Genomic DNA, 25,902 nt, shown 5'->3' on the forward strand with positions numbered 1-25,902 from the left:
CTTGGGGAGGAAATGCTATGTTGGAGCAAGCGGTGGACATCGATCGGCTGATCGACGAGGCTGAACGCATCGGTGTTGTGGGATCGCCCTCTTCGACCTCGGAATTGGCGCTGGATGTTCTGGCCAGCGCGGCGGATAAGAAACTGGTGGGGGAGTTCGGTCTCTTCCGGTTCCGGCAGGACGGCAAGAACCACTACGCCCTGGGGCAGATCACCGAAGTGAAGTTGCGCAACGTGTGGCACGAGGACCCGACAATGCGCAGCCTCATCCGCCAGCGGGGACGGGTGGACGCGGTGAGCGAGCGACAGGACACCCACCAAGGGGAGATGACGGTCAGCGCCGTGTTCGCTCGCGACGGCAGCAACTACCGCCCCAGCATCCTGGGCACCGTCCCCGCTACCGGCACCCCCATCTGTCTGGTAGACGACCGGGTCCTGGACGCCTTGCTGGCCCCCTACCGGAACCAACTCTTCTACCTGGGGCGGGTGTACGGCTCCACGCCCAAGTTGCCCCTTTGGTTCAAGCACTTCGGCCACGGTCCCGATGGCGCCGGCGAGGCGTATCACCTGGGCATCTTCGGCAAGACCGGATCCGGCAAGTCGGTGCTGGCTAAGATGATCCTCCTGGCCTACGCCCGATACCCGCAGATGGCCATGCTGGTGTTGGACCCCCAGGGGGAGTTTGCCAAGGATCTGCGCGGGGAACCGACGGGGGAGTTTCGTCTTCCGATGAACGACGTGCTCCGCCGGCTGGGTAAACCCACTAAGGTTCTTAGTGTACGGGATTTGGTTCTAGATCGGTGGGAACTGTTCGCTCAGATTCTCTACGAGTCGCCTTTCTTCGAGCAGTTGAGTGTCCCCAAAGGGGAGAACCGTGAACTGGCATGCCAGACATTGACCGATCGGCTCAGGCGGGCAAAGGTGCATCTGCGAGACCTGCACACTCGGGACGCCTTTGATAAGGCTTGGCAACTCCTGGGGGAGGAACAGATCCAAAAAGTGTTTTACCGTTCGGAGAGTTCTCGGGCGCGGTTCCAGTCGATGTATGAAGAGGCCGACCCCGACCAGTTTTACAACGCCTATTGGAGGCCAGTCACCTGGTTGTTCCGCGAGGATCGAAAGGATGCTCAAAAGGTGGACTCTCTGCTTTACCAACTGTTGGTACCCAAAGAGAAAGAGGGAACCCGGCCGCTGATGGTCATCGATCTCTCCGAGGAACAGGCGAGGAAAGCCTCGGGCGACGTTTCCTCTCTGCCCCTGTTCGGAGGCAATGCCGACGTGCAGGATCAACCCACGATGCTCTGGAACGAAACGATTCAGGCCCTCGTGGTCAAACGGCTGCTGGAGGGAATCCGAAGCGCGGCCGAGGCGGCTTACAAAGAGAGCCGGAGCCTCAACACCCTAGTTCTTATGGACGAAGCCCATCGGCTAGCGCCCCGAGAGGATCCGGAGAATCAGGAGAAGAAGGCCATTCGGGAATTGCTCATCGATGCCGCGCGCACGACCCGCAAGTACGGCGTGGGCTGGATGTTCATCAGCCAGACCCTCTCCAGCCTGCATCGGGGGATCGTGGAGCAGTTGCGCATCTTCTTCTTCGGCTTCGGCCTGGGAATGGGGCAGGAGTTCCGCGCGTTGAGCGAGTTGGTCGGCGGCCGAAGCAAGGCTCTGGACCTTTATCAGTTGTTCAGAGACCCACACTCGGCCTTCGATGTGGCTTCGCGGGAGTACTCATTTATGACTATTGGCCCTGTCTCTCCACTTTCCTTCTCTGGAACACCCCTTTTCTTCAACGTCTTTAACAGGGTTGAGGAGTTTTTAGAAGCAAACTTTGGGAAACACAACTTAGGCCGCTCTTCTTGACACTCCATGAGCTCATGGACCCCTAAGAGCATCAGAAACCCCTTCACCTGTCGCCAGATGCTTTCCACAGGGTTCAAGTGCGGGCTGTACCGCAGCAGGTAGGCCACCTCTAACCCCCGCTTCCTCCATCCCTCCGCCGCCTCCCGAAAGGCCCGGGACCGGTGAAAGGCCAACGTACAGCTGCTCCCCCTCCCGGCCCCGCACCAGATGCCCCACCACCTTCACCCGGCCCAGGGAACCCCACCCCCGCAGCACCACCTTGGCCTCCCCCCTCCGGCACCAGGCGTAGATGGGAGGAAGGGAAAGCCCAAACCCGCTCTCGTCCAGAAGGAACACCCTCAGCCCCCCCTTTCGGCCTCAAGGTGTTTCCCTGGCGGGAAAGCATCCCCCAAGGCTGCCCTGAACCCCTCCACTTCGCGGGGCTTCCCCGTGGGTACATACCGCATCCTCTTCCACCAGTAGCCCATCTCCAAGAGCTTCCGCCGCACCGTCCCCGGATGGAAGGTGACGAAGAAGCGCTTCTCCAAAGCCTTCAGAAGCTGGGGAGCTGTCCAGGCCTCCTCCCCCTGCAGACGCTCCCGCAGGAAGGCGCTCATGGCCGAGGTAGACCGGGGCCTGGCCCCAGGGGGCTTGCTGTCCGCAAGACCCTCTATCCCCCTCTCCAACCACCGCCTAAGGTCGCGGTGGACGGTGGTGCAGTCTAGGCCCAGGTGGCGGGCGATTCTGGGGGCGGTCCACCCCAGGACGGCCAGGCGTACCGCTACAAGGTAGCCCTTCCGGGCTGACGGGCCCGGCGCCGGACCTTGGAGGGAACCATGGGATCGGTTTCCAGCTCCCAGAGCCGGGCCTCCTGTTCGGGGGGTCAGGCGGATGCGAAGAGGGGCAGGCATGTGGATGGCTTAATGCATGGGCACTTATGGGAGGGTGCGGCGGTGAGCCGGGAGATCCTTCTGGCAGAGGTACGCGCCTGGGCGCAGCGCATCGGCGTAGAAGACCGCCTTCGCAAGGTGCAGACCCGCCCCATGCAGCGCAAGTGGGCGAGCGTCTCCTCCCGCGGCCGGCTGACCTTAAACGAAGAGCTTTTGACCCAACCGGCGGAGGTGCGCTGGGCGGTGATTGTCCACGAGTTGGTGCACCTCAAGCTCCGAAACGGGGCCCACAGCGAGCTTTTCCGGGCGCTGGTGCAGGCCTATTTGGAGGGGACTTTGTAGCCTTCCTGGCCCCGCCCTACAATGCCCTTGTGGGCCCCGGCTTCCACCGGCTTTACGCCGCCCGCCTGGCCTGGCGGTACCGCCTCCTCTTGGCCCTTGCCCTCGCCCTCCTCGGGGTGTTTCACCCGCTTCTCGCCCTTCTTTCCCCCTTAGGGCTTCTGCTCCCTGCCCGGCTTTGGGAGGGGCGGGCCCTAAAGGAGATCTCCCGGGTGAGCCTGGCCTACGCCACCGCCTTGGCCTACGGGGAGGAACGGCTTTGGGCCGAGGCGGGCAAGGTCCCCGCGAGGCTTCCCCCATTCCCTTGGGGCCTACTTCTGGCCTACGTTCTGGCCCTCCTTCTCGTCTTAGGGCTCCACCTGACCAGGCCCGTCCCCTTCTCCCTCCCAGGCCCCGCCGGGGTGGAGAGGGTGGCCCCCCCATCCCGGGAAGGCCAGGCCCAAGACGGGGCCGCCGGGGAAAAGGAAGCCCAAGGCGAGGCGAACGGCGAAGGGCAGGCCGGCCCTTCGCAGGGGAAGGAACAAGGCCCCCCCCCAGAGGCCCCCGGGGAAGGCTCCCCCCAGGGCGAGGGCGCAAGCCCCGCCCAGCCCGAGGAGGGCTCCTCTGTCCGGGCCCTCCCCCGGACCGGAAGCCCGGGGGAAGAGGCCGGGCCTGCGGAAGCCCCCCCTAGGGAGGACGGAGGAGGCCGGGAAACGCCTCCGCCCCAGGCCTCGAGGCGGGGGCCCAGCGCGGGGGGTGCCCCGGAGGAGAAAGAGGGTGCCCTCCCCCCCACCCAGGCCCAAGGGCCGGAGGTGGGCCTCCTGGGCGAGGGGGAGGAAGGGGAAAAGGCCGCCCTTCCCTCCCCTTGGCCCGCAGGCCGGCCCCCGGAGGCGGTGCGCCGGGGGGTGGAGGTCTACCTGGAGAAGACCCCCCTGCCTCCAGAGGCCCGGGAGCTCCTCAGGCGCTACTTCGCCCCTTAAGGCGGGCCAGGGCCTCCTCCAGGGAGACCGGCCCCACCTCCACCCGGTCGGCCAGGGGGAAGGCCCCCAAAGACCCCTTGTGGCCGAAGCGGGCCCCCACCTTGAGGTCCACGTCCCGGAGAAGCTCCCGCATCTTGGCGTGCTTCTCCTCCCCGTGGGCCTTGGCGTAGGGGTTTTCCCGGATCTCCAGAAGGACGAGCTCCCCGGAGGGCCCGGCCTCGTAGATGGCGTACCGGGGAGCGTGGCCGAAGGGGCCGGGGTAGACCCGGGTGGCGTCGTCCTTGGCTAAGGCAATGGCGACCCGCATGGACTCAGCGTACACCCCCGGGGTAGGCCTACTGCGCCCTGCGCCACTCCCCGCTCTTTCCCCCTGCCTTGTGGAGGAGGCGCACCTGGGAGACGACGAGGCCCTTGGAAGCGGCCTTAAGCATGTCGTAGACGGTGAGGGCGGCGACGGCGCAGGCGGTCATGGCCTCCATCTCCACCCCCGTCTCCGCCTTGGTCTTCACCGTGGCCTCAATGCGCACCCGCTTTTCCTCCTTAAGGAGCTCCACCCTGACCTCCACCCCGGTGAGGGGAAGGGGGTGGCAGAGGGGGATGAGGTCCGCCGTCCTCTTGGCGGCGAGGATCCCCGCAAGCTGGGCCACGACGAGGGGGTCCCCCTTCCCCACCCCGCCCTTCTCCAGGGCGGAAAGGGCCTCCTCGGTGAGCTCCACGAAGGCCTCGGCGGTGGCGGTGCGGAAGGTTTGGGGTTTCTCCGTCACGTCCACCATCCGGGGCCGGCCGTCTTGGAAGTGGGTGAGGTCCATGCCCTGAGTCTAACCCCTCGGGGTGGGGAGCCTCAGGCCAAGCCTCCGGCCGAAGAGGCGGAGGGCCACGGTGGCCCCGGCCCCGAGGAAGAGGGCCGGGCCCGGGCCCAAGGGGTAGGCCAGGTAGACCACCCAGGCCCCGAGGAGGGCCGCCGAGGCGTAGAGGTCCCCCGCCCGGTAGAGGATCACGGGCACCTCCCCGGAAAGCACGTCCCGGAGCACCCCGCCCCCCACCCCCGAAAGCGCCCCGGCCAAAGCCACCCCGAAGGGCCCAAGCCCTGCCTCCACCCCTCGCTCCGCCCCCAAGGCGGCGAAGAGGCCGAGGCCCAGGGTGTCCAGGTAGTAGATGAGGGGCCCGAGGGCCTGGACCCGGGGGTGGAAGCGGAAGACGAGAAGGCCGGCGAGGGCCACGCTCCAAAGGAGGGGTTCGTTCCGGAGGGTCGTGGGGGGCAGGGTCCCCACCAGGACGTCCCGGATGGACCCGCCCCCCACGGCCGTCACCGTGGCCAGGACCAGGACCCCGAGGAGGTCAGACCCCTTCTCCACCCCCTTCAGGGCCCCGGTCACGGCGAAGACCAAGGTGCCGAGCCAGACCAGGACCTCAACCATCCAGAAGCACCACCGCCCGGGCCTGGACGTGGGAAGGCGCCAGGCCCTCCGAGGTCTTGAAGGTGAGGCCGATGCGGTCCTGGGGGAGGCTTAGGAGGCGGGATAGGCTATCCACCAAGGCCTTGCGGTGGGGGCCCAGTTTGGGCCGGTCCAGGGTGAGGACGAGGCTTGCCTGAAGTAGCCTCGCCCCCCGCGCTTCCACGAGGCGAAGGGCCTCCCGGAGAAACACCTCGCTCCGCTCGCCCCGCCAGCGGGGGTCGGTGTCGGGGAAGAGGAGGCCGATGTCCCCAAGGCCGTAGGCGGAAAGGAGGGCGTCGGTGAGGGCGTGGAGGGCGGCGTCCCCATCGGAGTGGGCCAGGGCCCCCACGGGGCTTGGAATGAGGAGGCCACAGAGGTAAAGCGGCCTCCCCTCCTCCAGGCGGTGGCTGTCCTCGCCGTAGCCGATGCGCATGGGTATACTTTAGGGCATGCCGCGCTTCCAGGAAGCCCTCGCCCTCATGGAGGCCTGGACGGAAAGCGCCTCCCTGAGACGGCACATGCGGGCGGTGGAGGTGGCCATGCGGGCCTACGCCCGCCGCTATGGGGAGGACGAGGAGCTTTGGGCCATCGCCGGCGTCCTCCACGACATGGACTACGAGAAGTACCCTGACTCAAAACTTGCACCTCCCGCATACCCCGCATAAACCTTCACCCCCTCCCCCCGGCGGCCCCAGACCCAGGGCGTGGAGCTCCCGCAGGATGACCTGCACCACCAGCTCGGGCAAGAGAACCCGAGCTGCCCCCTCCCTGGCCTCCCGCCAGCTCCCCTTCCCCTCCACCCCCACCCAGTGGGCCAGCAGGTAGGCCAGAAGGGAGAGCACCAGAAAGCGGTGCACCCCCAAGGCCGTCCGCTGCCCGAACTGCCCCAGGGAGAACTCACTCTTCGCAGCCCGGAAGAAGTGCTCTACCGTGAACCGCCTCCTTCCCCAGGTGAGCATGGTCCGGGGCGTGGCGGGAAAGGTGGCCACCACGTACCGCCACTCCCAGCCCCCTTGGGGCAGGGGGTAGCGGTACCAGGCCACCCAGACCGGGAAGGAAAGCCCCCACAGGTAGACCCGGCTCCCCTGCCGCCTGAGGTCCAAAAGCCTTCCCCCTCCCCGCAGCCTCCGGTCCCGCCGCATCCCCACCACCGTTTCCAAGCCCAACCGCCTCACCCCAAAGAGGAACCAGGCCGTACCAAAGGCCGCGTCCGCGGCCACCCGTATCCGGAAGGTCCGGCGCATCCAGAGGGGCAGAGAGGCCAGGAGGCTCAGGGCCAGGAGGGAGAGGCCTTTCTCCCCCTTGCCCCGCCATAGACGGTAGGCCCAGGGGACGCGGAGGTCCCCGTAGACGAGGTAAAGGACCACGAGGTGGAGGCCCCACTTGCCGTGAAAGAAGGAGAGGGGGAGGTGGGGGAAGTGGCCCCGCTTTTCCAGGGTGACCAGGTCCAGGACCACCAGGAGGCGGGGCTTGGGGCCCTTTCTCCGCCTGGCCCGGTCCAGGGCTTTCTGGGCCTCCTCGCGGGCCAGGCGGATGAGGGCGCGGGTGGGCCAGGGGTAGCGGTTGAGGAAGCGGGAGAGGGCGGAGGGGGACTTGGTCTTGCTGTGCTGGGGTCTAGCCTTGCCGTGACCGGTGAGGAAAAGGAACAACAGGGCCTTCAAGGATTCCCGCAGGTGGGGGGTTGGCATGAGGGCCAGGATGGTCCAAAGTAGGGATAGGGCTACTGGTCTCATGGCACCCCTCATAAGAGGGGAAACCAGTAGCCCTCTTCAAGTGGTCCCCAAGCATACTCATGCCCGCGGTGAATAAGTGCAAGTTTTGAGCTGAGGAGCACCCCTACAGGGCCGTGGAGGAGCTTAGGCGCCTGGGCTACCCCGAGGAGGTCCTCGAGGCCATCCTGGGCCACGCCAGCTACACCGGCACCCCCCGCAGAACCCTCATGGCCAAAGCCCTCTTCGCCGTGGACGAGCTCACGGGCCTCATCACCGCCGCGGTGTACGTGCGGCCGGACCGGTCCATCCTGGGCCTGGAGCTCCCCAGCCTCAAGAAGAAGTTCAAGGACAAGGCCTTCGCCAAGGGGGTGAGCCGGGAGGAGATCCGGCTTGGGGCCGAGGAGCTCGGGGTTCCCCTGGAAGAGCACATGGCCTTCGTCCTCGAGGCCATGAAGCGGGAGGCCCGCCTCCTCGGCCTGGAGGGCGCCTAACGGCCCGGGCGCAAAAGAGCCCTTGCCCCGCCGCCCTCCCCGCGCTAGGGTGGGAACCGTGGAGCTACCCGACCTTACCCCCTACCTGGGCCAGATCACCTTCGGCGGCCTCGCCGGCTACGCCGTGGGCTACGCCCTGAAAAAGGTGGGGCGGCTTTTGGCCATCGCCCTCGGCCTCCTCTTCGTGGCCCTCCAGCTCCTGGCCCAGGCGGGCTACGTGGAGGTGGACTGGACCCGGATCCAGCGGGACGTGGAGCCCCTTTTGCAACAGCCCGCCCTCCAAAACCTTTGGGACAGGCTCCTCGCCACCCTCACCTACAACCTCCCCTTCGGCGCGAGCTTCGTGGGCGGCCTCGTCCTGGGCCTCAGGGCCGGCTGAGCCAAGCCACCCCCAGGGCGAGCAGGGGGAGGACCCTAGCCGCCATCCTTGGGGGTCCAGCGCGAGCGGTCCCGGGCTCGGTACTTGGCCATGACCCGGCGGAAGGCGGCCTCGAGGTCCACCCCTTCCCGGTTGGCCAGGGAGATGAGGACGAAGAGGAGGTCGCCGAGCTCCTCGGCAAGGTCCCCCTCCGCCTCCCCCGGCTTCGGCGTCTTGCCGTGGCGGTGAGCCAGGACCCGGGCGAGTTCGCCGAGCTCCTCCGCCAGACGGGCGAGCATCAGGAGGGGCGGGAAGTAGCCCTCCCGGAAGGAGGAGATCCAGGCGTCCACCTCTTCCTGGGCTTCGCGGAAGGTGAGGGCCACGGCCTACCTCCCCCCCGGGTTCCCGTACCTCAGCGCTCCACCCCGGCTTTTGCGGTGGGGTCTCCCCAAAGCCCCAACCTGGGCGCCCCGTGTGGCGAAGCCAACCTGCGGGCCCCCAAAACCCCAAGGCACGCGCCCCATGCCCTAAGCCTACAATATGCCCATGAAGGCCCTGGCCCTCATCGCCCACGACGCCAAGAAAGACGAGATGGTGGCCTTTTGCCTGCGGCACAGGGACGTCCTGGCCCGCTACCCCCTACTCGCCACGGGGACCACGGGGGCCCGGATCCAGGAGGCCACGGGCCTTGCCGTGGAGCGGGTGCTCTCCGGTCCCTTGGGCGGGGACCTGCAGATCGGGGCCCGGGTGGCCGAGGGAAGGGTGTTGGCGGTGATCTTCTTCCAGGACCCCTTGACCGCCAAGCCCCACGAACCGGACGTCCAGGCCCTGATGCGGGTCTGCAACGTGCACGGGGTGCCCCTGGCCACCAACTTGGCGGCGGCGGAGGCCCTCATCGCCTGGATCCGCAAGGAACCCCCCCAATAGCGCGGCCGGAATTTGCGCCTCGGCTACAATCCTGCTAGCCTAAGAAGGTGCGCGCCGGGAGGCCCAGGAAGCGCTCCGTGGCCCTGGCCGCCTGGGGCGAGGAGGGGCTTGTTTTGGTCCTCCGTCCCCAGGACGACCCCGAGTTCGCCGGGGCCTGGGGGCTTCCCGCGGTGAGCCTCCAGGGGGAGGAGGCCCTGGAGGAGGCCGCCTTAAGGGTCGCTCGGGAGAAGCTCGGCGCCGAGGTGGCCGAGGCCCGGCCCGTGGCCTTCGGCGTGGAGGAGCGGCCGGGCTACACCCTGGAGCTTTGGGTCTACGAGGGGAGGCTTCTGGGAAGGCCCCGCCTCCCCGAGCCCAAGCCGGGCAAGACCTACTACGCAGCCTTCCGCTTCGGCCAGCCCGAGGAGCTTAAGGCGGCCGCAAGGCAAGGCTCCCTCTGCAGCCGGCTTTACCTCGCGGTCAAGGGGCTTTGCCCCTAGAAAGGACACCATGGAAACCCTGCTTCTCGTACGGCTTTTCCACGAGCTCGCCCTTAAGGGGAAAAACCGCCCCTTCTTCCTCAAGCGGGCCAAGGCCCACGTGCGGCGGGCCCTGAAGGGTTTAGGGGCGGTCTTGGAGGGGGAGTGGCCCATGGCCCTTCTCTTCCGCCTCCCCGAGGCGGCCTGGCCCGAGGCCAAGGCCCGCCTCCAGGACACCCTGGGGGTGGAGGGCTTCGCCCGGGTGGTGCGCACCCCGCCCGACCTCGAGGCCCTGAAGGCCGCCCTAGAAAAGGCCCTGGAGGGCCAGGCCTTCCGGAGCTTCCGCATCACCGCCAAGCGCTCCGACAAGGCCTTCCCCCTCACCTCCCCGGAGATAGAGCGGGCCCTCGGGGCCTTCGTGAAGGAGAGGACCGGGGCCCAGGTGCGGCTCAAGGGGGCGGAGCGGGAGTTCGTGGTGCGCATCCTCCCCGGGGCGGCCCTTCTGGAGGTGGAGCGCCACCCGGGCCCCGGGGGGCTTCCCCCCGGGGTCTCCGGCAAGGTGGTGGCCCTCCTCTCCGGGGGCATAGACTCCCCCGTGGCCGCCTACCGCCTCATGCGCCGGGGGGCGGAGGTGGTCCTCGTCCACTTCCACCCCTTCCCCCTCCTCTCGGGGGCGAGCCGGGAAAAGGCCAAGGCCCTCGCCGAGCGCTTGGCGCGCTTCCAGCACCGCCTGAGGCTCCACCTGGTCCCCTTCAGCGAGGTGCAGCGCCACATCATCGTGGAGGCCCCCACGGCCTACCGGGTGGTCCTCTACCGCCGCTACATGCTCAGGATCGCCGAGGCCATCGCCAAGGAAGAGGGGGCCCTCGCCCTTTGCACCGGGGACAGCCTGGGCCAGGTGGCCTCCCAGACCCTGGAGAACCTCCACGCCGTGAACCAGGCGGCTACCCTCCCCGTCTTCCGCCCCCTCATCGGGTGGGACAAGGAGGAGATCATGGCCGAGGCCAGGAGGATCGGCACCTACGAAACCTCCATCCTCCCCGACGAGGAGTGCTGCACCCTCTTCGCCCCCAAGCACCCCGTGACCCGGGCGAGGCTGGAGGTGGTCCTCCAAGCGGAGGCCCGCCTCCCCACGGAGGCGCTTTTGGCCTTGGCCCTAAAGGGGCGGGAGGTCCTCACCTACACCTGGCCCGGAAAGCCCCTACCCAAGGCGCCGGAGGACGCTTTTATAATGGAGCATGGACCTGCTTGAGGCGAAGCGCCTTCTGGAAACGGGGGCCACCACCCCCCTCGCCCTTCTGGAGGAGGCCCTGGAGCGGGCGCAGGCCTTCCGGGACCGGAACGCCCTCGCCTACCTGGACGAGGAGGCCGCCCGTAAGGAGGCCCTGGCCCTCACGGAGGAACTCAAGCGGGGCCAGGTGCGGGGCCCCCTCCACGGCCTTCCCCTCACCGTAAAGGACCTCTTCCCCGTGAAGGGGATGCCCACCCGGGCGGGGACGAAGGCCCCCCTTCCTCCCCTTCCCGAGGAGGCGAGGGCGGTGCGCCGCCTGAGGGAGGCCGGGGCCCTCCTCTTCGCCAAGACCAACATGCACGAGATCGCCCTGGGCATCACCGGGGAGAACCCCTGGACGGGCCCGGTGCGAAACGCCGTGGACCCCACCCGGCAGGCCGGGGGGTCTAGCGGCGGGAGCGCCGTGGCCGTGGCCTTAGGGATTGGGCTCGCCTCCTTGGGCTCGGACACCGGGGGGTCCATCCGCATCCCCGCGGGCTTCAACGGGGTGGTGGGCTTCAAGCCCTCCTACGGCCGGGTGAGCCTGGAAGGGGCCCTCCCCCTCTCCCGCTCCACGGACCACGCCGGGCCCCTCACCCGGAGCGTGCGGGACGCCCACTTCCTCACGGAGATCCTGGCCGGGGAGAGCATCCCCTTGGAGGGCGTCCAGAACCCCGTCTTCGGGGTCCCCCTGGACTTTTTGGAGGGGAGGCTTGGGGTGGAGGTGCGGAAGGCCTTCACCCGGCTCTTGGAAGACCTCCCCGCCCTAAGGGCCGAGGTCCGGGAGGTCTCCTTGCCCTTAAGGGGGGTCTACGAGGTCTACACCCGCCTTGTGCGCTACGAGGCGGCCCGGATCCACGAGAAAGCCCTGAAGGAGCACCCCGAAGGCTTCTCCCCCCAGGTGCGGGAAGCCCTCCTCGCGGGCCTCGCCCTCACGGAGAAGGACTACCGGGACGCCGTGGCCGAGCGGGAGGCCCTGCGCCTGGAGCTTGCCAAGGCCTTAAGGGGGGTGGACGCCCTCCTCCTCCCCGTCCAGCCCCTCCCCGCGCCCCCCTTGGGCACGGAGGAGGTGGAGCTGGAGTCCGGCAGGAAGGGTCACCGGGAGGCCTTCATCACCCTCACCCTTCCCTTCAGCCTCCTCGGGGTCCCCACCCTCGCCCTCCCCTTCGCCAAGGTGGAGGGGATGCCCGTGGGGCTCCAGGTGGTGGGGCCTTACGGGGAGGACGGGAGGGTCCTGGCCCTCGGGGGGTGGCTCGAGGCCCGCCTCAAGTGAGCCAGAGGTAGAGGGCGGCCAAGGAGAGGAGGGTGAGGGGCAGGCCCAGGCGGAGGTGCTCCAGGAGGCCCACCTGCACGCCCTCCCGCTTGGCCCCTTCCGCCACGATGAGGTTCGCCACGCTGGCGAGGAGGGTGAGGTTGCCCGCCAGGGTGCTCCCCCCGGCGAGGAGGAGCCACTCCTCCGGGGTCTTGGCCAAAGGGGCGAGGAGGAGGACCGCGGGCACGTTGGAGATGAGGAGGGAGAGGAGGGTGGCGGCGAGGAGGAGGCCGAGGGGACTAGAGGCGAGGGGCAAAAGGGCCTCCGCCACCCCCAGGCGGCGCACCCCTTCCGTGAGGACGAAGAGCCCGCCGAACATCACCAAAAGCTCCCAGTCCACCCGGGTGAAGTACCGCTCCGAGCGGAGCCTCCGGGTGAAGAGGAGAAGCCCCGCCGCCACCAAGGCCCCCTGGGCCATGGGGTAGCCGAGGAGGAAGGCGAGGAGAAGCCCCGAGGCCACGAGAAGCCCTTTGCGGAGAAGCCCGGGGTGGAGCCGGTAGCGCAAAGGGGGAGGGGGCGGGAGGGGCCTTAGGGAGCGGGTCTCGGGGTAGAGGAGGGCGAGGAGGCCCACCTGCAGGGCGAGGCCCAGGAAAGCCACGGGGAAGAGGGCCCGGAGGAAGTCCAGGTAGGCCATCCCCGAGAGGTTCGCCACCAGGATGTTCTGGGGGTTTCCCGTGGGGGTCATGAGGCTTCCCGTGTTCACCCCCGCCATGAGGGCGAGGAGGTAGGGCACGGGGTTCAGGCCCAGGCCCCGGGCGAGGCGGAGGACGAGGGGGGTGAGGAGGAGGGCCATGGTGTCGTTGAGGAAGAGGGCGGAAAGGAGGCCCGAGCCCAGGCTGAGGAGGACGAGGAGGGCGAAGGGGGTCCTGGCCCTTTTCCAAAGCCCCTCCGCCACCCAGCCGAAGAAGCCCGCGTAGCCCAGGTGGGCGTTCAGGACCATGACCCCGAAGAGGAAGACCAGAGTGGCGGGGTCCAGGGCCCGCCAGGCCTCCTCGAGGTCCAAGGCGCCGAGGAGCACGAGGAGGCTTGCCCCCACCAGGGCCACCCCCGCCCGGTTCATGCGGTAGCCGGGAAGCCCCCCCAGGGCGAGGCCCAGGTAGGCGAGGAGGAGGACGAGGAGGCTAAGGGTTTCCCAAAGCGCCATAGAGCCTGGCCTCTAGCCTCGCCTTCACCCCCGGCCACTCCTCCTTGAGGACGCTATAGACCACGTCGTCCCGGAAGGTGCCGTCGGGAAGCCTGCGGTTTTTCCGCAAGACCCCTTCCCGCACCGCTCCCAGGGCCTCCAGGGCCCTTTGGCTCCTTTCGTTCCTCAGGTCCACCTTGAACTGGACCCTCTCCGCCCCGAGGACCTCAAAGGCGTGGCGGAGGAGGAGGTACTTGGCCTCCTTGTTGACGGGGCTTCCCCAGAAGGGCTTGAAGAGCATGGTGCCGAGCTCCAGCTTGGCGTGCTCGGGCTCGGGGGCGATGACGGAGATGCGCCCCGCGAGGGCGTCCTCCCGGTAGACGGCCCAGTTCACCCGGCCGGGTTCGGCGAGAAGCCCCTCCAGATGGGCCCTCAAGGCCTCGGGCGTGGCCTCCCGCGGGGCCCGGCTCAAAAAGCGGTAGACCTCGGGGTCGTAGGCCTCGAGGAAGCCCGGCAGATGGGCCAAGGAGAGGGGCTCGAGGCGGACGTACCGCCCCTCAAAGCGTTCGGGGAAGGCCCACATGAGGCCATTATGCTGGGAAGGTGGGGACGCTGGAAGAGGTCTTGGAGCTCCTTAGGCTCCCCCACCGGGGAAGCGCCACCCCCCTCGAGGCCGAGGCCTTCCGCAGGCTCCGGGGCTTCCTGGAGGCGAGAGGAGTGAAGCCCCTGGAGATCCCCTTCCGGGGGGTGCGAAGCTACGGCCCCGAGCTTTTGGCCCTAAGCCTCCTCCTGGGCCTCGGCTTCCTCTCTCCCCTTTTCCCCTTGGCGGGGGCCATAGGCTTCTACCTCTACTTCACGGGCAGGAGGCCCTGGGGCTGGCTTTTGGACCGCTACCCCTCGCGGAGCCTCCTCGCCTGGAAGGGGGAGGGGACAAGGGCCCTCGTCCTCATGGCCCACGTGGACACGGCCAAGACCTACTTCCTCTACCACCCCAAAAGGGTGAAGGGCTTCCGGAGGAGCTTCCTCCTCAACGCCTTCCTCGCCCTGCTCTCTCCCCTTTTGGCCCTCACCCCCCTGAAATGGCCCCTAAGCCTCTACTTCCTCCTCCAGGCCGCCCTCCTCCTGCACCGGGAGCTCTCTGCGCCCTACGTGGAAGGAGGCAACGACAACGCAAGCGGCGTGGCCGTGGCCACGGCCCTCTTCCTGGAAACCGACCCCCCTCCGGGCTTCCGGCTCGGCCTCGCCCTCACGGGGTGCGAGGAGGTGGGGGCCTTGGGGGCGAAGGCCCTCATCCCCCACTTGCCCAAAGGGGCCCTCGTCCTCAACCTGGACAACGTGGGTCGGGGGGAGCTCTTTTATGCCGAAGGAGAGGGGATGCTCCGCTACGTCCCCTACCGGGGGCCCCTCCTCGAGGCCGCCCGCAAGACCCCAGGGGCGAGGCCCATCGCCTACCGCCTGGCCTACTTTGACACCCTCCCCCTGGCGCAAAGGGGCTTTCCCACCCTCACCCTCGTCCGCCTGGAAGGGGGCGTCCCCCCGGACTGGCACTGGCCCACGGACACCTTCGCCCGCCTGGACCAAAAGGCCCTGGAGGACACCCTGGCCCACGCGCGAAGCCTCCTCAAGGCCCTGGTGGGCTTGCCTAGTAAATCGCCTTGTACCCCGGAGGGGGCGGGAGGAGGGAGAGAAGAACCCTAAGGCCGTAGGCGATGAGCTCCAAAAAGGCCCGGAGCATCGCCGTCCAAGGCTTCCGCTCCAAAAGGTACCCCCCATCCAGCCGCGTCTTCATCCCCGCCCCAAAGCCGGATCACCGGCCGCACCCTCGCCTCCCCCTATCCCACCCCATCAGCGCCAGAAGCCGCGCGTGCCCCCGCACCCGCCGCACCTCCTTCCCCCGGCGGAAGCGGAGAAGCCGGGCCCTGGTTGACAAAGGCCAAGGGGATTTGCTACATTAACCAATGGCGACGCGGGGTGGAGCAGCCTGGTAGCTCGTCGGGCTCATAACCCGAAGGTCGCGGGTTCAAATCCCGCCCCCGCAACCAGAACCAAGCCCCGGACACCCTGGGTCCGGGGCTTTTCCCTTACCCTAGAAAGCATGGACTGGGAGGAGCGGGAAAACCCCAAGCGGCTCGTCAAGACCTTCGCCTTCCCCAACTTCCGGGAGGCCCTGGACTTCGCCAACCGGGTGGGGGAGCTCGCCGAACGGAAAAACCACCACCCCCGCCTCACCGTGGAGTGGGGCCGGGTGACGGTGGAGTGGTGGACCCACTCCGCAGGCGGGGTCACGGAGAAGGACCGGGAGATGGCGAGGCTCACCGACGCCCTTCTCCAGCGGTAACCTGGGGAGGCTATGGAGGCGCGGACCCTAGAGCTCGTCTTCCCCGAGCACACCAACCCCTTGGGGGCCGCCTTCGGCGGCTTCGTCCTCGGGCTCATGGACAAGGTGGGCTCCTACGCCGCCGCCCGCCGGGCCAAGCGCCCCGTGGTGACCGTGGCGGTGGGGGGCGTGGAGTTCAAGGTGCCCATCCGCACCGGGGACCTCCTGGAGGTGGTGGCCCGGGTGGTGCGGGTGGGCCGGACCTCCCTCACCGTGGAGGTGGAGGTCTACAAGGAGCGCTTCGGTGAGGGGAACGGAAGGGTCCTGGCCACCCAGGGGGTCCTCACCTACGTGGCGGTGAACGAGAACGGGGAGCCGGTCCCGGTGGAGGCCCATGCGGGTACTGATTGACGGCGCTTGCCCCTACTGCCGCGCCCTGGGGCGGACCCTCAAGGCCCTGGACCTTGGGGGCACCCTCCAGGTGGTGCCCTTACAAGAGGCCTCCGGCCTGGACCCGAAGGCGCTTCTGGAGGAGCTTCACGTCCTGGAAGGGGACCGGACCCACCGGGGCTACGCCGCCCTCCTCGCCCTGGCCCGGCGGCTTCCCCTCCTCTGGCCCCTCTACCCCCTTCTCCTCCTCCTCGTCCCCTTTGGGGCGGGCGAGCGGCTCTACCGCTTCTTGGCCCAAAGGAGGCCCCGTGCCCGAGCTTCCCGAGGTGGAGACCACCCGTAGGCGGCTGCGCCCCCTGGTCCTGGGCCAGACCCTTAGGCAGGTGGCCCACCACGACCCCGCCCGCTACCGGAACACGGCCCTGGCGGAGGGGAGGCGGGTCCTGGAGGTGGACCGCCGGGGGAAGTTCCTCCTCTTCGCCCTCGAGGGCGAGGTGGAGCTCGTGGTCCACCTGGGGATGACGGGGGGGTTCCGGCTGGAGCCCACGCCCCACACCCGGGCGGCCCTGGTCCTCGAGGACCGGACCCTCTACTTCCACGACCCCCGGCGCTTCGGGCGCCTCTTTGGGGTGCGGCGCGGGGACTACCGGGAGATCCCCCTCCTCCTCCGCCTCGGCCCCGAGCCCCTTTCGGAGGCCTTCACCTTTCCCGGGTTCTTCCGGGGGCTGAAGGGGAGCGCGAGGCCCCTCAAGGCCCTCCTCCTGGACCAGCGCCTCGCCGCCGGGGTGGGCAACATCTACGCCGACGAGGCCCTCTTCCGCGCCCGCCTAAGCCCCTTCCGCCCCGCCCGAAGCCTCACCGAGGAGGAGGCGCGGCGCCTCTACTGGGCCCTGCGCGAGGTGCTGGCGGAGGCCGTGGAACTCGGGGGAAGCACCCTCTCGGACCAAAGCTACCGCCAGCCCGACGGCCTCCCCGGGGGCTTCCAGACGCGCCACGCCGTCTACGGCCGGGAGGGCCTCCCCTGCCCGGCCTGCGGGCGCCCGGTGGAGCGGCGGGTGGTGGCCGGGCGGGGCACCCACTTCTGCCCCACCTGCCAGGGGGAAGGCCCCTAGCCGAACCGCCCCCGGCCCCGGTCCAGAAGGTAGAAGAGCCCGGCGGAGAGGAGGGCGAGGACCAGGGCCAGGGCCACCGCCTCCCGGAAAGGGCCCTCCCCGGGGCGGCCCAGCCGCTCGTAGATGGCCAGGGCCAGGGTGGTCCACTCGGGCCGCCAGAGGACGAGGCTCGCCCCGAACTCCCCCAAAAGGGCCGCCAGGGCCAACGCCGTCCCCGAGGAGAGGGCGGGGAGGAGGAGGGGAAGCTCCACCCGAAGGAAGGCCCGGAAAGGGCTCGCCCCCAGGACCCGGGCCGCCTGGAGGAGGCTCGGGGGGAGGCCCCGGAGGGCGGGGAGGAGGGCCCGGGCGAGGAGGGGGTAGGCGAGGAGGGCGTAGGCGGCGAGGAGGAGGAGGAGGGAGCCCCGGAGGCCGGGGTAGGCCACGAGGTACCCGAGGCCCACGGCCACCGGGCTCACCATGAGGGGCAGGAGGCCCAAAAGGTCCACCCAGAGCCTCCCCCGGGCGGCGAGGGCGTAGGCCACCCCCAAAAGGAGGGCCAGGCCCAAGGCCCCCAGGCTGAAGCGGAGGGTGTTGGCCAGGGCCAGGGGCAAAGGGGTGAAGTCCTCCGAGGCCCAGGCGGAGGCCAAGGCCAGGGGCTCCAGGCGCAAGGCCAGGGCGAGGAGGGGGGCGTAAACCCCGAGGAAGAAGACCCCCATCCCCAGGGCCAGGGCCCACCCCCGCCCCCGCGGGAGGGGGCGGGGCGGAACGGGGGGCGGGAGGGCCGCCCCCTGGAGGCGGAGGTAGAGGAGGGCCACCCCGGCTAAGGTGGCCACCTGGAGGAGCATGAGGGCGCTGGCCTCGGGGAAGGCCAGGCGGTAGGCGAGAAGGGTGTAAATCTCCACCTCCAAGGTGGCGTACCGGGGCCCTCCGAGGAGCAGGGGCACCCCGAAGGCGGAGAAAGCGTAGAGGAAGACGAGGAGGCCCGCGGAGGCCAAAGCGGGGAGGAGGAGGGGAAGCCCCACCCGAAGGAAGGCCCGGAAAGGGCTCGCCCCCAGGACCCGGGCCGCCTCCAGGGGCCTTTCCAGCGCCAGGGCCACCGGGAGGAGGATGCGCAGGGCGAGGCCCAGGTTGTAGAAAAGGGCGGCCCAGTAGAGGACGGCCCGGGTGCCGTAGAGGTCCAGGCCCAGAAGCCCTCGAGGCCCCACCAGGGCCAGAAACCCCAAGGCCACCACCGGGGTGGGCAGGACGAAGGGCAGGGTGGAAAGGGCGAGGAAGCCCGCCCTACCGGGGAAGCGCCAGCGGAAGAGGAAGGCGAGGGGTAGGGCTAGGGCCAGGGTGAGGAGGGCGGAGCCGAGGCCGTATTCCAGGCTGAAAAGGTAGCGCTCCCAGTAGTAGGGGTTGGCCAGGGCGCGGCCGAACCCCTCCCCCACCCCCAGGACCAGGACCCGGCCTAAGGGGTAGAAGAGGGCGAAGGCGAGGAAGGCGAGGACCAGGGCGGCCGCGCCCACCCCGGCTCACCGCCGCCCGGCCCGCACCGCCTCGGGGTCCTGGCCTTGGAGGACCACCCGGGTCCACTCCTCAATCCACCGCTCCCGGTTCGCCGCCATGCGGGCCGGGTCCAGACGCACGGCCCCGGCGGGAGGCGGGGTGAAGCGGAAGACCTCGGGCAGGCGGGCGTCCCGCCTGGCGGGGTAGACCCACATCTCCGTGGGAATGTTCTCCTGCACGGGGCGGGAGAGGAGCCAGTCCACGAAGCGGCGGGCGGCCTCCAGGTTCTTGGTCCCCTTGAGGATGCCCACGAACTCCACCTGGAAGAAGGCGAGCTCCGGGAAGAGGTTCCCGCTGGGCGGCTCCTTGTACTTGCCCTCGGAGTAGTAGACCTCGGCGGCGGGGCTCGTGGTGTAGGAGACCACCAGGGGCCGGTCCCCGCCGTGGAGGGTGAAGTGGGTGTAGTAGGCCTCGCTCCAGCCTTTGGCCACCCGGACGCCCCCGTCGCGGAGCCTGGCCCAGAAGTCCAGGTACCCGTCCTCCCCGAAGCGGGCCACCGTGGCCATCAGGAAGGCGAGGCCGGGGGAGCTGGTGGCGGGGTTCTCCACCACGAGCAGGCGGGCGTACTCCGGGCGGGCGAGGTCCTCCGGCCTTTGCGGCAGGGCCTTGCCCCGGAAGTAGGCCCGGTCGTAGTTGAGGCTGACGAAGCCGTAGTCCACGGGAATGGCCCGGAAGCTGGGGTCCAGAAGGAGTTCGGAGCGGAGGTTCCGGATCTCCGGGCTCACGTAGGGGAGGAGGATGTCCGCCTCGAGGGCCCGGGAGAGGAAGGTGTTGTCAAAACCGTAGAGGACGTCGGCGATGGGGGCCCCCTTGGAGAGGATGGCCTTATTCAGGGTCTCCCCCGCGTCGCCTCCCTTGAGGAAGCGGAGCCGGATCCCCGTCTCCTCCTGGAACCGGGCGATGAGGGCCTTGTCCAGGGAGAAGCTGGAGTGGGTGAGGACCACGAGCTCCTGGGCCAAGCCCAGGGTCAGGAACGCCAAAGCCGCCAGGACTTTCCGCATCGCACCCCTCCTTGTCACCGGGAGGGGATGGCCGTCACCTTCCCTACGCCGGCATGACCCGGATCAGGTTCCAAGGGTATGCTCTCAGCCCCTTTGGGGCACCCCCGGTGACGGCCTCAGTCTACCAGAGGCCCGCGGAGGGCGGGGACCAAGGCGGCGAGGGCCTCCTTGAAGGCCTCTTCAAAAGCCTCGGGCGCGTCAATCCAGGGGTAGTGGCCCGCCTCCGGGAGGACCCGGATGGGGGCGCGGAGCCTCGAGGCCACCTCCTCGGCGTAGGGGTAGCTCGTCCCGTCCCGCTCCCCCACGAGGACGTAGAGGGGGCGGCGCTCCGGGGTGAGGTAGGGGGTGTAGTCCAGGCGCCACAGCCCGTTGCGCAGGAAGGCGAGGCCGGGCGCGTCCGCGCCCAAAATCCCCGCCCCCTCGGCGAGCCACTCGTAGGCCATCCGCCCCCGGGGGGTGGGGAACATGAGGCGGTCAAAGAGGGCCTTGGGCTCCTCCCGCTTGAGGGCCTCTTTAAGGTTCTCCTCCGGGTCGGGGAGGGGGACAAGCCCCGCCGCCTCCGCCAGGCGGGCGGCGAGCCAAGGGAAGTTGACCCAGGGGGCGAGAAGGATGGCCCCTTCCGCCTGGGGAAAGCGCCTGAGCACCTCCAGGGCCACCACCGCCCCGAAGCCGTGGGCGAGGAGGCCGAACCGCTCCATCCCCAGGGCCTCGGCGAGGAGGAGGGTGTCCTCCACCAACGCGTCCACGGTGAAGAGCCTGGGGTCTTGGGGAAGCTCCAGGCTCCGCCCCGAGCCCCGCTGGTCAAAGTAGACCACGCGGAAGCCCTCCAGGTAGTCCTGGAGGCCTTCCCGCAGGACGTAGGCGTTCCCCCCGGGACCGCCGTGGAGGACGAGGAGGGCGGGCCCCTCCACGGGACCCACGTCCTCCACGTAAAGCTCCGCCTCCCCTACGGGGACGTACCCGATCTCTTCCCGCATCCCCTATAGACTACCCCATCCTCCAGGCGGAAGGCCCAGACCCTGACCCCGGGCACGGCCTCGGCCCGGGCCCGGGCCTCCTCCCCGGCCCCGAGGACCTGGAGGAGGAAGACCCCTTCGCCCTCGAGGAGCCAGTAGGGATGGGGAAGGGCCTCCGCCAGGGCCACCAGGGCCTCCCGGTCCTTCCCCTCCACGAAGAGGACCCTCATCCCCCACCCCCCAAGGCGGGCCCCGCCCCCTGCCAAAGGCGGTGGTAGAGGAGGATCTGGGCGCTCTCCTCCAGGGTGGTCATGAGGCCGTAGGCCTCGAGGAGGGCCTCCTCCGGGGCCTCCTTCAGGCCCACGGCGAAGGCCCCGTGCCCCTTAAGGAGGCAGGCCCGGTGCTCCCGCAAGGCCTCGGCCACGCTCAAGGCCGCCTCCTCCGTGGCGGAGACCGTCTTGGGGGTGAGGACCGGGACCTCCTTCAGGTAGTGCTGGCCCTCGAGGTCCAAAGGCCTGAGGCAGGGGAGGTGGAAAGAGAGGGCCACGGCCACCCGAGGGTGGGCGTGGACCAGGGCCCGGGCCCCGGTCCTGCGGTAGACCTCCCGGTGGACCACGCTCTCCACGCTCGCCCCTTCGGGGATGGGCCCTTCCAAGGGCACCTCCAGGAGGTCCTCCGGGGTGAGCCTCGCCTTCTGCACCCCGCTTTTGGTGATGAGGAACCCCCCCTTGGTGCGCACGGAGAAGTTCCCGGCCGTGGCGGAGATGAGGCCCTGGGCGAAGAGGTCCTCGCCCACCTGACGGAACGCGGCGTACAACCGGGCGCGCACGGACCCATTATGCCGGAAAAAAGGCCCCCGGGAAAACCGGGGGCCTCCACCTTGCGGGGCAGGCTCAGACCTGCTTGCCGGGCTGCTCCCGCCTGACCCCGCGCCGGGCGGCGGGCCGCTCCTTGGCCTCCACCGCCTCCTTGCGGGCCTCCTCAATGGCCTTCAGGGTCTTCTGGTCCACCACCTGGGTGAAGCGGACGAAGTCCGAACCCGTGCCCGCCGGGATCAGGCGGCCCAGGATGACGTTCTCCTTGAGGCCGATGAGCTCGTCCTTCTTCCCGGCGATGGCCGCCTCGGTGAGGACGTGGGTGGTGTTCTGGAAGCTCGCGGCGGAGAGCCAGCTCTTGGTGGAGAGGGCGCTCTTCGTGACCCCCATGAGGAGGGGCTTCCAGGCCACCGGGGTCTTGCCCTCGGCGATGAGCCTCTCGTTCAGGGCCTCCACGTCCCACTTCTCCAGGACCTGGCCCTCGAGGAGGCGGCTATCCCCAGGATCGGTGACCTCCACGTACTTCATCATCTGCCGGACCACGATCTCAATGTGCTTGTCGTGCAGCTTCACGCCCTGGGCCCGGTAGACCTTCTGGATCTCCTCCACCAGGTAGCGCTCCACCGCCTCGGGGCCCTTGGCCTCCAAAAGCTGGTGGGGGTCGATGGCCCCGCGGGTAAGGGGCTGGTCCGCCTCCACGTAGTCCCCGTCCTTGACGAGAAGGCGCGCCTCCTTGGGGAGCTTGTACTCCTTGGAGAAGCCCTCGGACTCCACGAAGACGGAAAGCTTCTCCTCCGTCTCCTCAATGCGCACCACGCCGTCAATCTCAGAGATCACCGCCTTGGCCTTGGGGCGCCGGGCCTCAAAGAGCTCAATGACGCGGGGCAGACCCTGGGTGATGTCCGCGGCCCCGGCCACGCCGCCCGTGTGGAAGGTGCGCATGGTGAGCTGGGTGCCGGGCTCGCCGATGGACTGGGCGGCCACGATGCCCACCGCCTCGCCGATGGAGACGGGCCGGGCCATGGAGAGGTCGTACCCGTAGCACTTCTGGCAGACCCCGTAGCGGGTCTGGCAGGTGAGGGGGCTGCGGACGGGCACCTCCTGGATCTCCCCGGCCTCGGCGGCCTTGATGAGGAGGTGGACGTCGTCCATGGAGAGGTAGCGGCCCTCCTCGAGGCGCACCCCCAGGACCTCCACCTCCCGGGCCAGGACGCGCCCGTAGAGGCCCGCTTCAATGTCCGCACGCTTCCTCAGGCGCAAGGAGCGGGTCACCTCGTCGGGCTGGAAGAGGGGGACGGAGATGTAGTTGGTGGTGCCGCAGTCTGCCTCCCGCACCACGATCTCGTGGGTCACGTCCACGAGCTTGCGGGTGAGGTAGCCGGAGTCGGCGGTGCGGAGGGCGGTGTCCGCCCCGCCCTTACGGGCCCCGTGGCTGGAGATGAAGTACTCCAAGACGGTGAGGCCCTCGCGGAAGGAGGAGCGCACCGGCACCTCAAAGGTCTCGCCCGAGGGCTTCTGCATGAGGCCGCGCATCCCGCAGAGCTGGCGGATCTGCTGCGGGTTGCCCCGGGCCCCAGACTGGGCCATGACGTAGAGGGGGTTGAAGGGGTAGTTCTCCTCAAAGTTCTTGAAGACCGCCTGGGTGACCTTCTCCGTGGTCTCGGTCCAGAGCTGGAGGATCTGGTCGTACCGCTCCCGGTCGGTGAGGAAGCCCATCTCGTAGGCCTGCTCAATCTGGAGGAGCTTGCGGTCGGCCTCCTCCAGGTACTGCTTCTTCTCCTCCGGGATCACGGCGTCGTCAATGCCGATGGTGATGCCGCTCGTGGTGGAGAAGGTGAAGCCGTAGTACTTGAGGGCGTCCAGGAGCCTGGCGGTCTTCTCAATCCCCAGGCGGAGGAAGGCCTGGTAGACCAGGTCCTTGAGGGAGTTCTTCTCCTGGGGCACGTCCAGCTGGATGAGCTCCCAGGCTACCTTTTCGTCCTCCACCGCCTCGGCCACGATGCGGGCGAAGAGGATGCGGCCCGGGCTCGTCTCCAGCCGCTTGCCCATGTAGCGGACGGTGACCACGTCCTGCAGGTCCACGATGCCGTGGGCCACGGCGAGGAGGGCCTCGTCGGGGTTGGCGAAGACGTACTTGAGCCGGCCCACGCTGGTCTCCCTGCCCGCCACCTTGATGGGGGCGTTCAGGGCCACCTCCCCCCGCTCGTAGGCGGCCAGGGCCTCCTCGGGGGTGGCGAACTCCAGGCCCGCCCCCTTCTTCTCCTTGCGCACCTGGGTGATGTAGTAGAGGCCCAGGATGATGTCCCGGCTGGGCTTGGCCAGGGGCTCCCCGGAGGCCGGGGAGAGGAGGTTGTGGGCGGAGAGCATCTGGATCCGGGCCTCGGCCTGGGCGAAGGAGGAGAGGGGGACGTGGACGGCCATCTGGTCCCCGTCAAAGTCGGCGTTGAAGGCCTCGCAGACCAGGGGGTGGAGCTGGATGGACTGCCCCTCCACCAAGACGGGCTGGAAGGCCTGGATGCCCAAGCGGTGCAGGGTGGGGGCGCGGTTTAGGAGGACCACCTTGCCGTGGATCACCTCCTCCAAGGCGTCCCACACCTCGTCCTTGATGTCCCGCTGGCGCTCCAGCATGCGCCTCGCCGCCTTGACGTTGGGGGCAATGCCCTTCTCCTCCATCTTCTTGAGGAGGAAGGGCTTGAAGAGCTCCAGGGCCATCCGCTTGGGCAGGCCGCACTGGTGGAGTTTGAGCTGGGGCCCCACCACGATCACGCTTCGGCCCGAGTAGTCCACCCGTTTGCCCAAGAGGTTCTGGCGGAAGCGGCCCTGCTTGCCGGAGAGGATGTCGGTGAGGCTCCGGAGGGGCCGGTCGGAACCGGGGTTGGTCACGGGAGCGCCGCGGCGGCCGTTGTCCAGGAGGGCGTCCACCGCCTCCTGGAGCATCCGCTTCTCGTTGCGGATGATGATCTCGGGGGCCCCCTGGGCCAAGAGCTTCTTCAGCCGGTTGTTGCGGTTGATGAGGCGGCGGTAGAGGTCGTTGAGGTCGCTCGTGGCGAAGCGGCCGCCGTCCACCTGGACCATGGGCCGGAGGTCGGGGGGAAGGACGGGGACGGCCTCGAGGATCATCCACTCCGGGCGGTTCCCCGAGTCCAGGAAGGCCCGCACCACCTCCAGGCGCTTCCGGGCCTTGGCCCTGCGGGCCCGGGAGGGGTGCTTCATCTCCTCCAGAAGCTCCTTCTCCAGGGCCTCGAGGTCCAGCTCCTTGAGGAGCTGCTGGATGGCCTCGGCCCCCATGCGGGCATCAATGTCGTAGGACTCCACCACCCGGACCACGTTGCGGACCAGGTCCACCTCCACCCGGCCGTAGACGTCGCTTTTGACCTTGCCCCCGTCGGCGAGGACGTCCCCCGGGGCCACCCGGTCCCCGGTGGAGACCTCCACATCGTCCTCAAAGGGGTAGACCCGGGCCTTGACCACAAGGATGCTGGCGGGCTCGTGGAGGTGGACCACCCCCTCGGCCTCGGCGATGACCTCCTCCTCCGGGTCAATGGCGGCCACGATCTTGTCCCCCGCCTCCACCCGGGCCCCCTCGGGCACCACCACGTTCATGTGGGGCTGGACGCGGTAGTCCTTGGGCTCCGTCCACTCCAGGAAGAGGGTGAGGTAGACCGTCTCCCCCTCTTCCTCCGCCTCCACCTGGGCGGCCCGGACCTGGCGGGGCATGCGGAGAAGGCCCTTGGCCTCGGCCAGGGGCTGGCCCTTCTCCACGATCTCCCCGTGGACCACAAGGGGCGTCATGCCCACGGGGAGGAAGTAGGTGGCCACGGGCTCGTCCTCCTGGCGGAGGACGAGCAAAGCCCCCTCCTCCAGCTCCTTAAGCTCCACCACGCCCTCCTCCTCGGCCCGGAAGAGGTAGGGCTCGGGGAGCTCGGCGAGGACCTCGCCGGGCTTATAGGCCTCCTTCTCCACCCAGGCGGCGAGGGGAAGCCTGAGCCCGGCCCGCTCCTTCTTCACGTACTCCACCCGGACGCGGCGGGGGAAGCGGTAGAGGGCCACGCCGTCCAGGCGGCTCACCACCCCGGGGGCGAGCTCCTGGCCCTTCACCACCTCCTCTCCGTCCTTCACCAGGGCGTCCACCCCAGGGGGCAGGGGGTAGGTCTCCTGCTTGCCGTAGCGGAGCTCCCGGTACTCCTCGTCGGTGAGGAGCTGGCGCTTCTCCACCGGGACCCCGTTCAGGATGGCCCCCTTGGGGTCCAAGACGATGTACTTGCTGAAGTAGAGGACCTGCTCCAGCTCGGTGGCGGAGAGGTCCAGGAGGGTCCCGATCTTGGAGGGGACGTCCTTGACGAACCAGATGTGGGCGGCGGGGGTGGCGAGCTCAATGTGCCCCATGCGGTAGCGGCGGACGATGCTCTTCGTCACCTCCACGCCGCACCGCTCGCACACCTTGCCCTCAAAGCGCTGGCGCTTGTACTTGCCGCAGGCGCACTCGTAGTCCTTGATGGGACCGAAGATGCGCTCGTCAAAGAGGCCATCCCGCTCGGGCTTGAGGGTGCGGTAGTTGATGGTCTCGGGCTTCTCCACCTCCCCGTAGCTCCAGGAGCGGATCTTCTCCGGGGAGGCCAAAGCGATGCGGACCTTACGAACCTCTTTTTTCATGCTTCACCTCGGGGGAACCGC

28 protein-coding genes, 1 tRNA gene, 4 pseudogenes and 1 riboswitch are annotated in these 25,902 nt (G+C 69.0%); of the genes and pseudogenes, 16 read left to right on the top strand and 17 right to left on the bottom strand.

Translation table 11 applies throughout. The annotated features are described in order from the left end of the window. The first annotated feature begins 32 nt into the window (after positions 1 to 32). Positions 33 to 1,859, top strand: coding sequence for an ATP-binding protein (locus tag TthTMY_RS10735; protein WP_223903272.1), 1,827 nt, complete (start codon positions 33 to 35; stop codon positions 1,857 to 1,859). A gap of 101 nt (positions 1,860 to 1,960) precedes the next feature. Here TthTMY_RS10735 and TthTMY_RS11975 read toward each other — a convergent pair. Next, positions 1,961 to 2,032 (bottom strand): annotated as a pseudogene (locus TthTMY_RS11975) (hypothetical protein); the annotation flags it as partial. Positions 2,033 to 2,197: 165 nt separating this feature from the next. Beyond that, positions 2,198 to 2,749, bottom strand: a complete 552-nt coding sequence (locus TthTMY_RS10745) for a helix-turn-helix domain-containing protein (RefSeq protein WP_096411245.1) — start codon at positions 2,747 to 2,749, stop codon at positions 2,198 to 2,200. Between the two features lie 12 nt (positions 2,750 to 2,761). On the opposite strand from TthTMY_RS10745, the gene TthTMY_RS10750 reads away from it, so the two are divergent. Both TthTMY_RS10750 and TthTMY_RS10755 read left to right on the top strand, forming a co-directional pair. Then, positions 2,762 to 3,070: a M48 family metallopeptidase gene (locus tag TthTMY_RS10750; RefSeq protein WP_096413040.1), complete on the top strand. Its 309-nt coding sequence runs from the start codon at positions 2,762 to 2,764 to the stop codon at positions 3,068 to 3,070. Between the two features lie 29 nt (positions 3,071 to 3,099). Next, entirely contained in the window at positions 3,100 to 4,026 is a 927-nt protein-coding gene (locus TthTMY_RS10755) for a hypothetical protein (protein WP_223903273.1), read from the top strand. On the opposite strand, the gene TthTMY_RS10760 is transcribed toward TthTMY_RS10755, so the two are convergent. Genes TthTMY_RS10760 through ispF form a run of 4 tightly spaced genes read right to left on the bottom strand, consistent with a single transcriptional unit; the run spans position 4,004 to position 5,895 of the window. Continuing rightward, complete coding sequence (locus tag TthTMY_RS10760) at positions 4,004 to 4,333, bottom strand: NifB/NifX family molybdenum-iron cluster-binding protein (RefSeq protein ID WP_223903274.1); 330 nt, start codon at positions 4,331 to 4,333, stop codon at positions 4,004 to 4,006. The genes TthTMY_RS10755 and TthTMY_RS10760 overlap by 23 nt on opposite strands. 28 nt (positions 4,334 to 4,361) lie before the next feature. Beyond that, a complete protein-coding gene (gene moaC / locus TthTMY_RS10765) occupies positions 4,362 to 4,835 on the bottom strand; it encodes a cyclic pyranopterin monophosphate synthase MoaC (protein WP_096411246.1) in 474 nt (157 codons plus the stop codon). Between the two features lie 9 nt (positions 4,836 to 4,844). After that, entirely contained in the window at positions 4,845 to 5,444 is a 600-nt protein-coding gene (locus TthTMY_RS10770) for a trimeric intracellular cation channel family protein (RefSeq protein WP_096411247.1), read from the bottom strand. Continuing rightward, a complete protein-coding gene (ispF, locus tag TthTMY_RS10775) occupies positions 5,437 to 5,895 on the bottom strand; it encodes a 2-C-methyl-D-erythritol 2,4-cyclodiphosphate synthase (RefSeq protein WP_096411248.1) in 459 nt (152 codons plus the stop codon). The genes TthTMY_RS10770 and ispF overlap by 8 nt, the downstream gene beginning before the upstream one ends. 16 nt (positions 5,896 to 5,911) lie before the next feature. On the opposite strand from ispF, the pseudogene TthTMY_RS10780 reads away from it, so the two are divergent. Next, positions 5,912 to 6,094 (top strand): annotated as a pseudogene (locus TthTMY_RS10780) (HD domain-containing protein); the annotation flags it as partial. On the opposite strand, the gene TthTMY_RS10785 reads toward TthTMY_RS10780, so the two are convergent. Continuing rightward, positions 6,095 to 7,195, bottom strand: coding sequence for a transposase (locus TthTMY_RS10785; RefSeq protein ID WP_041444900.1), 1,101 nt, complete (start codon positions 7,193 to 7,195; stop codon positions 6,095 to 6,097). A gap of 92 nt (positions 7,196 to 7,287) precedes the next feature. Between TthTMY_RS10785 and TthTMY_RS10790 the strand changes: the two are divergent. Together TthTMY_RS10790 and TthTMY_RS10795 are read left to right on the top strand one after the other, a co-directional pair. Further along, positions 7,288 to 7,665 (top strand): annotated as a pseudogene (locus tag TthTMY_RS10790) (HAD family hydrolase); the annotation flags it as partial. 58 nt (positions 7,666 to 7,723) lie between these two features. Next, positions 7,724 to 8,044: an FUN14 domain-containing protein gene (locus TthTMY_RS10795; protein ID WP_038035626.1), complete on the top strand. Its 321-nt coding sequence runs from the start codon at positions 7,724 to 7,726 to the stop codon at positions 8,042 to 8,044. A 35-nt stretch (positions 8,045 to 8,079) separates the two neighbouring features. Here the strand turns inward: TthTMY_RS10795 and TthTMY_RS10800 are convergent, their stop codons facing one another. Beyond that, positions 8,080 to 8,406: a nucleotide pyrophosphohydrolase gene (locus TthTMY_RS10800; protein WP_008633725.1), complete on the bottom strand. Its 327-nt coding sequence runs from the start codon at positions 8,404 to 8,406 to the stop codon at positions 8,080 to 8,082. Positions 8,407 to 8,569: 163 nt separating this feature from the next. Here TthTMY_RS10800 and mgsA point away from each other — a divergent pair, with 163 nt between their 5' ends. The 4 genes from mgsA to TthTMY_RS10820 are packed head-to-tail and all read left to right on the top strand — an operon-like array spanning position 8,570 to position 11,948. Then, positions 8,570 to 8,950, top strand: coding sequence for a methylglyoxal synthase (mgsA, locus tag TthTMY_RS10805; RefSeq protein WP_096413043.1), 381 nt, complete (start codon positions 8,570 to 8,572; stop codon positions 8,948 to 8,950). 47 nt (positions 8,951 to 8,997) lie between these two features. Then, the gene (locus tag TthTMY_RS10810; RefSeq protein ID WP_096411250.1) at positions 8,998 to 9,426 is read left to right on the top strand and encodes an NUDIX hydrolase; all 429 of its coding nucleotides are present in this window, start codon (positions 8,998 to 9,000) and stop codon (positions 9,424 to 9,426) included. A gap of 10 nt (positions 9,427 to 9,436) precedes the next feature. Next, complete coding sequence (gene thiI / locus TthTMY_RS10815) at positions 9,437 to 10,657, top strand: tRNA uracil 4-sulfurtransferase ThiI (RefSeq protein ID WP_223903275.1); 1,221 nt, start codon at positions 9,437 to 9,439, stop codon at positions 10,655 to 10,657. Next, complete coding sequence (locus TthTMY_RS10820) at positions 10,644 to 11,948, top strand: amidase (protein ID WP_096411251.1); 1,305 nt, start codon at positions 10,644 to 10,646, stop codon at positions 11,946 to 11,948. Before thiI ends, TthTMY_RS10820 begins: the two co-directional genes overlap by 14 nt. Here TthTMY_RS10820 and TthTMY_RS10825 read toward each other — a convergent pair. Both TthTMY_RS10825 and TthTMY_RS10830 read right to left on the bottom strand, forming a co-directional pair. Beyond that, positions 11,941 to 13,131 carry an SLC13 family permease gene (locus tag TthTMY_RS10825; protein ID WP_096411252.1) on the bottom strand — a complete coding sequence of 397 codons (1,191 nt, stop codon included), beginning with the start codon at positions 13,129 to 13,131 and terminating at the stop codon, positions 11,941 to 11,943. The two genes, TthTMY_RS10820 and TthTMY_RS10825, sit on opposite strands and share 8 nt — an antisense overlap. Further along, the gene (locus TthTMY_RS10830; protein ID WP_096411253.1) at positions 13,109 to 13,693 is read right to left on the bottom strand and encodes a GNAT family N-acetyltransferase; all 585 of its coding nucleotides are present in this window, start codon (positions 13,691 to 13,693) and stop codon (positions 13,109 to 13,111) included. Before TthTMY_RS10830 ends, TthTMY_RS10825 begins: the two co-directional genes overlap by 23 nt. Before the next feature lie 20 nt (positions 13,694 to 13,713). Between TthTMY_RS10830 and TthTMY_RS10835 the strand changes: the two genes are divergently transcribed. Then, the gene (locus TthTMY_RS10835) at positions 13,714 to 14,808 is read left to right on the top strand and encodes a M28 family metallopeptidase (RefSeq protein ID WP_096411254.1); all 1,095 of its coding nucleotides are present in this window, start codon (positions 13,714 to 13,716) and stop codon (positions 14,806 to 14,808) included. Here TthTMY_RS10835 and TthTMY_RS10840 read toward each other — a convergent pair. After that, a pseudogene (locus TthTMY_RS10840) lies at positions 14,753 to 15,034 on the bottom strand (hypothetical protein); the annotation flags it as partial. The gene TthTMY_RS10835 and the pseudogene TthTMY_RS10840 overlap by 56 nt on opposite strands. 41 nt (positions 15,035 to 15,075) lie before the next feature. Here TthTMY_RS10840 and TthTMY_RS10845 point away from each other — a divergent pair. The 5 genes from TthTMY_RS10845 to TthTMY_RS10865 all read left to right on the top strand — a co-directional run bounded on the left by TthTMY_RS10845 (position 15,076) and on the right by TthTMY_RS10865 (position 16,929). After that, a tRNA-Met gene (locus TthTMY_RS10845) sits at positions 15,076 to 15,152 on the top strand. 53 nt (positions 15,153 to 15,205) lie between these two features. Next, positions 15,206 to 15,448 carry a 4a-hydroxytetrahydrobiopterin dehydratase gene (locus TthTMY_RS10850; protein WP_096411255.1) on the top strand — a complete coding sequence of 81 codons (243 nt, stop codon included), beginning with the start codon at positions 15,206 to 15,208 and terminating at the stop codon, positions 15,446 to 15,448. Positions 15,449 to 15,460: 12 nt separating this feature from the next. Further along, entirely contained in the window at positions 15,461 to 15,838 is a 378-nt protein-coding gene (locus tag TthTMY_RS10855; protein WP_096411256.1) for an acyl-CoA thioesterase, read from the top strand. Continuing rightward, positions 15,822 to 16,160: a DCC1-like thiol-disulfide oxidoreductase family protein gene (locus TthTMY_RS10860; RefSeq protein ID WP_096411257.1), complete on the top strand. Its 339-nt coding sequence runs from the start codon at positions 15,822 to 15,824 to the stop codon at positions 16,158 to 16,160. The genes TthTMY_RS10855 and TthTMY_RS10860 overlap by 17 nt, the downstream gene beginning before the upstream one ends. After that, the gene (locus TthTMY_RS10865) at positions 16,126 to 16,929 is read left to right on the top strand and encodes a DNA-formamidopyrimidine glycosylase (RefSeq protein ID WP_096411258.1); all 804 of its coding nucleotides are present in this window, start codon (positions 16,126 to 16,128) and stop codon (positions 16,927 to 16,929) included. Before TthTMY_RS10860 ends, TthTMY_RS10865 begins: the two co-directional genes overlap by 35 nt. On the opposite strand, the gene TthTMY_RS10870 is transcribed toward TthTMY_RS10865, so the two are convergent. From TthTMY_RS10870 to rpoC, 6 genes are all read right to left on the bottom strand, one after another. Further along, positions 16,926 to 18,416: an ABC transporter permease gene (locus TthTMY_RS10870; RefSeq protein ID WP_223903276.1), complete on the bottom strand. Its 1,491-nt coding sequence runs from the start codon at positions 18,414 to 18,416 to the stop codon at positions 16,926 to 16,928. The genes TthTMY_RS10865 and TthTMY_RS10870 overlap by 4 nt on opposite strands. Before the next feature lie 6 nt (positions 18,417 to 18,422). Continuing rightward, the gene (locus TthTMY_RS10875) at positions 18,423 to 19,457 is read right to left on the bottom strand and encodes a thiamine ABC transporter substrate-binding protein (RefSeq protein WP_096411259.1); all 1,035 of its coding nucleotides are present in this window, start codon (positions 19,455 to 19,457) and stop codon (positions 18,423 to 18,425) included. A gap of 22 nt (positions 19,458 to 19,479) precedes the next feature. After that, positions 19,480 to 19,573, bottom strand: a riboswitch (TPP riboswitch). Next, on the bottom strand, positions 19,574 to 20,434 hold the full coding sequence (locus TthTMY_RS10880; RefSeq protein ID WP_096411260.1) for an alpha/beta fold hydrolase: 861 nt from the start codon (positions 20,432 to 20,434) through the stop codon (positions 19,574 to 19,576). Beyond that, the gene (locus tag TthTMY_RS10885) at positions 20,404 to 20,643 is read right to left on the bottom strand and encodes a hypothetical protein (RefSeq protein WP_011228933.1); all 240 of its coding nucleotides are present in this window, start codon (positions 20,641 to 20,643) and stop codon (positions 20,404 to 20,406) included. Before TthTMY_RS10885 ends, TthTMY_RS10880 begins: the two co-directional genes overlap by 31 nt. Next, positions 20,640 to 21,242, bottom strand: a complete 603-nt coding sequence (locus tag TthTMY_RS10890; RefSeq protein WP_096411261.1) for a fuculose-1-phosphate aldolase — start codon at positions 21,240 to 21,242, stop codon at positions 20,640 to 20,642. The genes TthTMY_RS10885 and TthTMY_RS10890 overlap by 4 nt, the downstream gene beginning before the upstream one ends. Before the next feature lie 64 nt (positions 21,243 to 21,306). Beyond that, positions 21,307 to 25,881: a DNA-directed RNA polymerase subunit beta' gene (rpoC, locus tag TthTMY_RS10895; protein WP_223903277.1), complete on the bottom strand. Its 4,575-nt coding sequence runs from the start codon at positions 25,879 to 25,881 to the stop codon at positions 21,307 to 21,309. Positions 25,882 to 25,902: the final 21 nt, after the last annotated feature.

This window comes from Thermus thermophilus (assembly GCF_019974155.1).
Lineage (GTDB): Bacteria > Deinococcota > Deinococci > Deinococcales > Thermaceae > Thermus > Thermus thermophilus_C.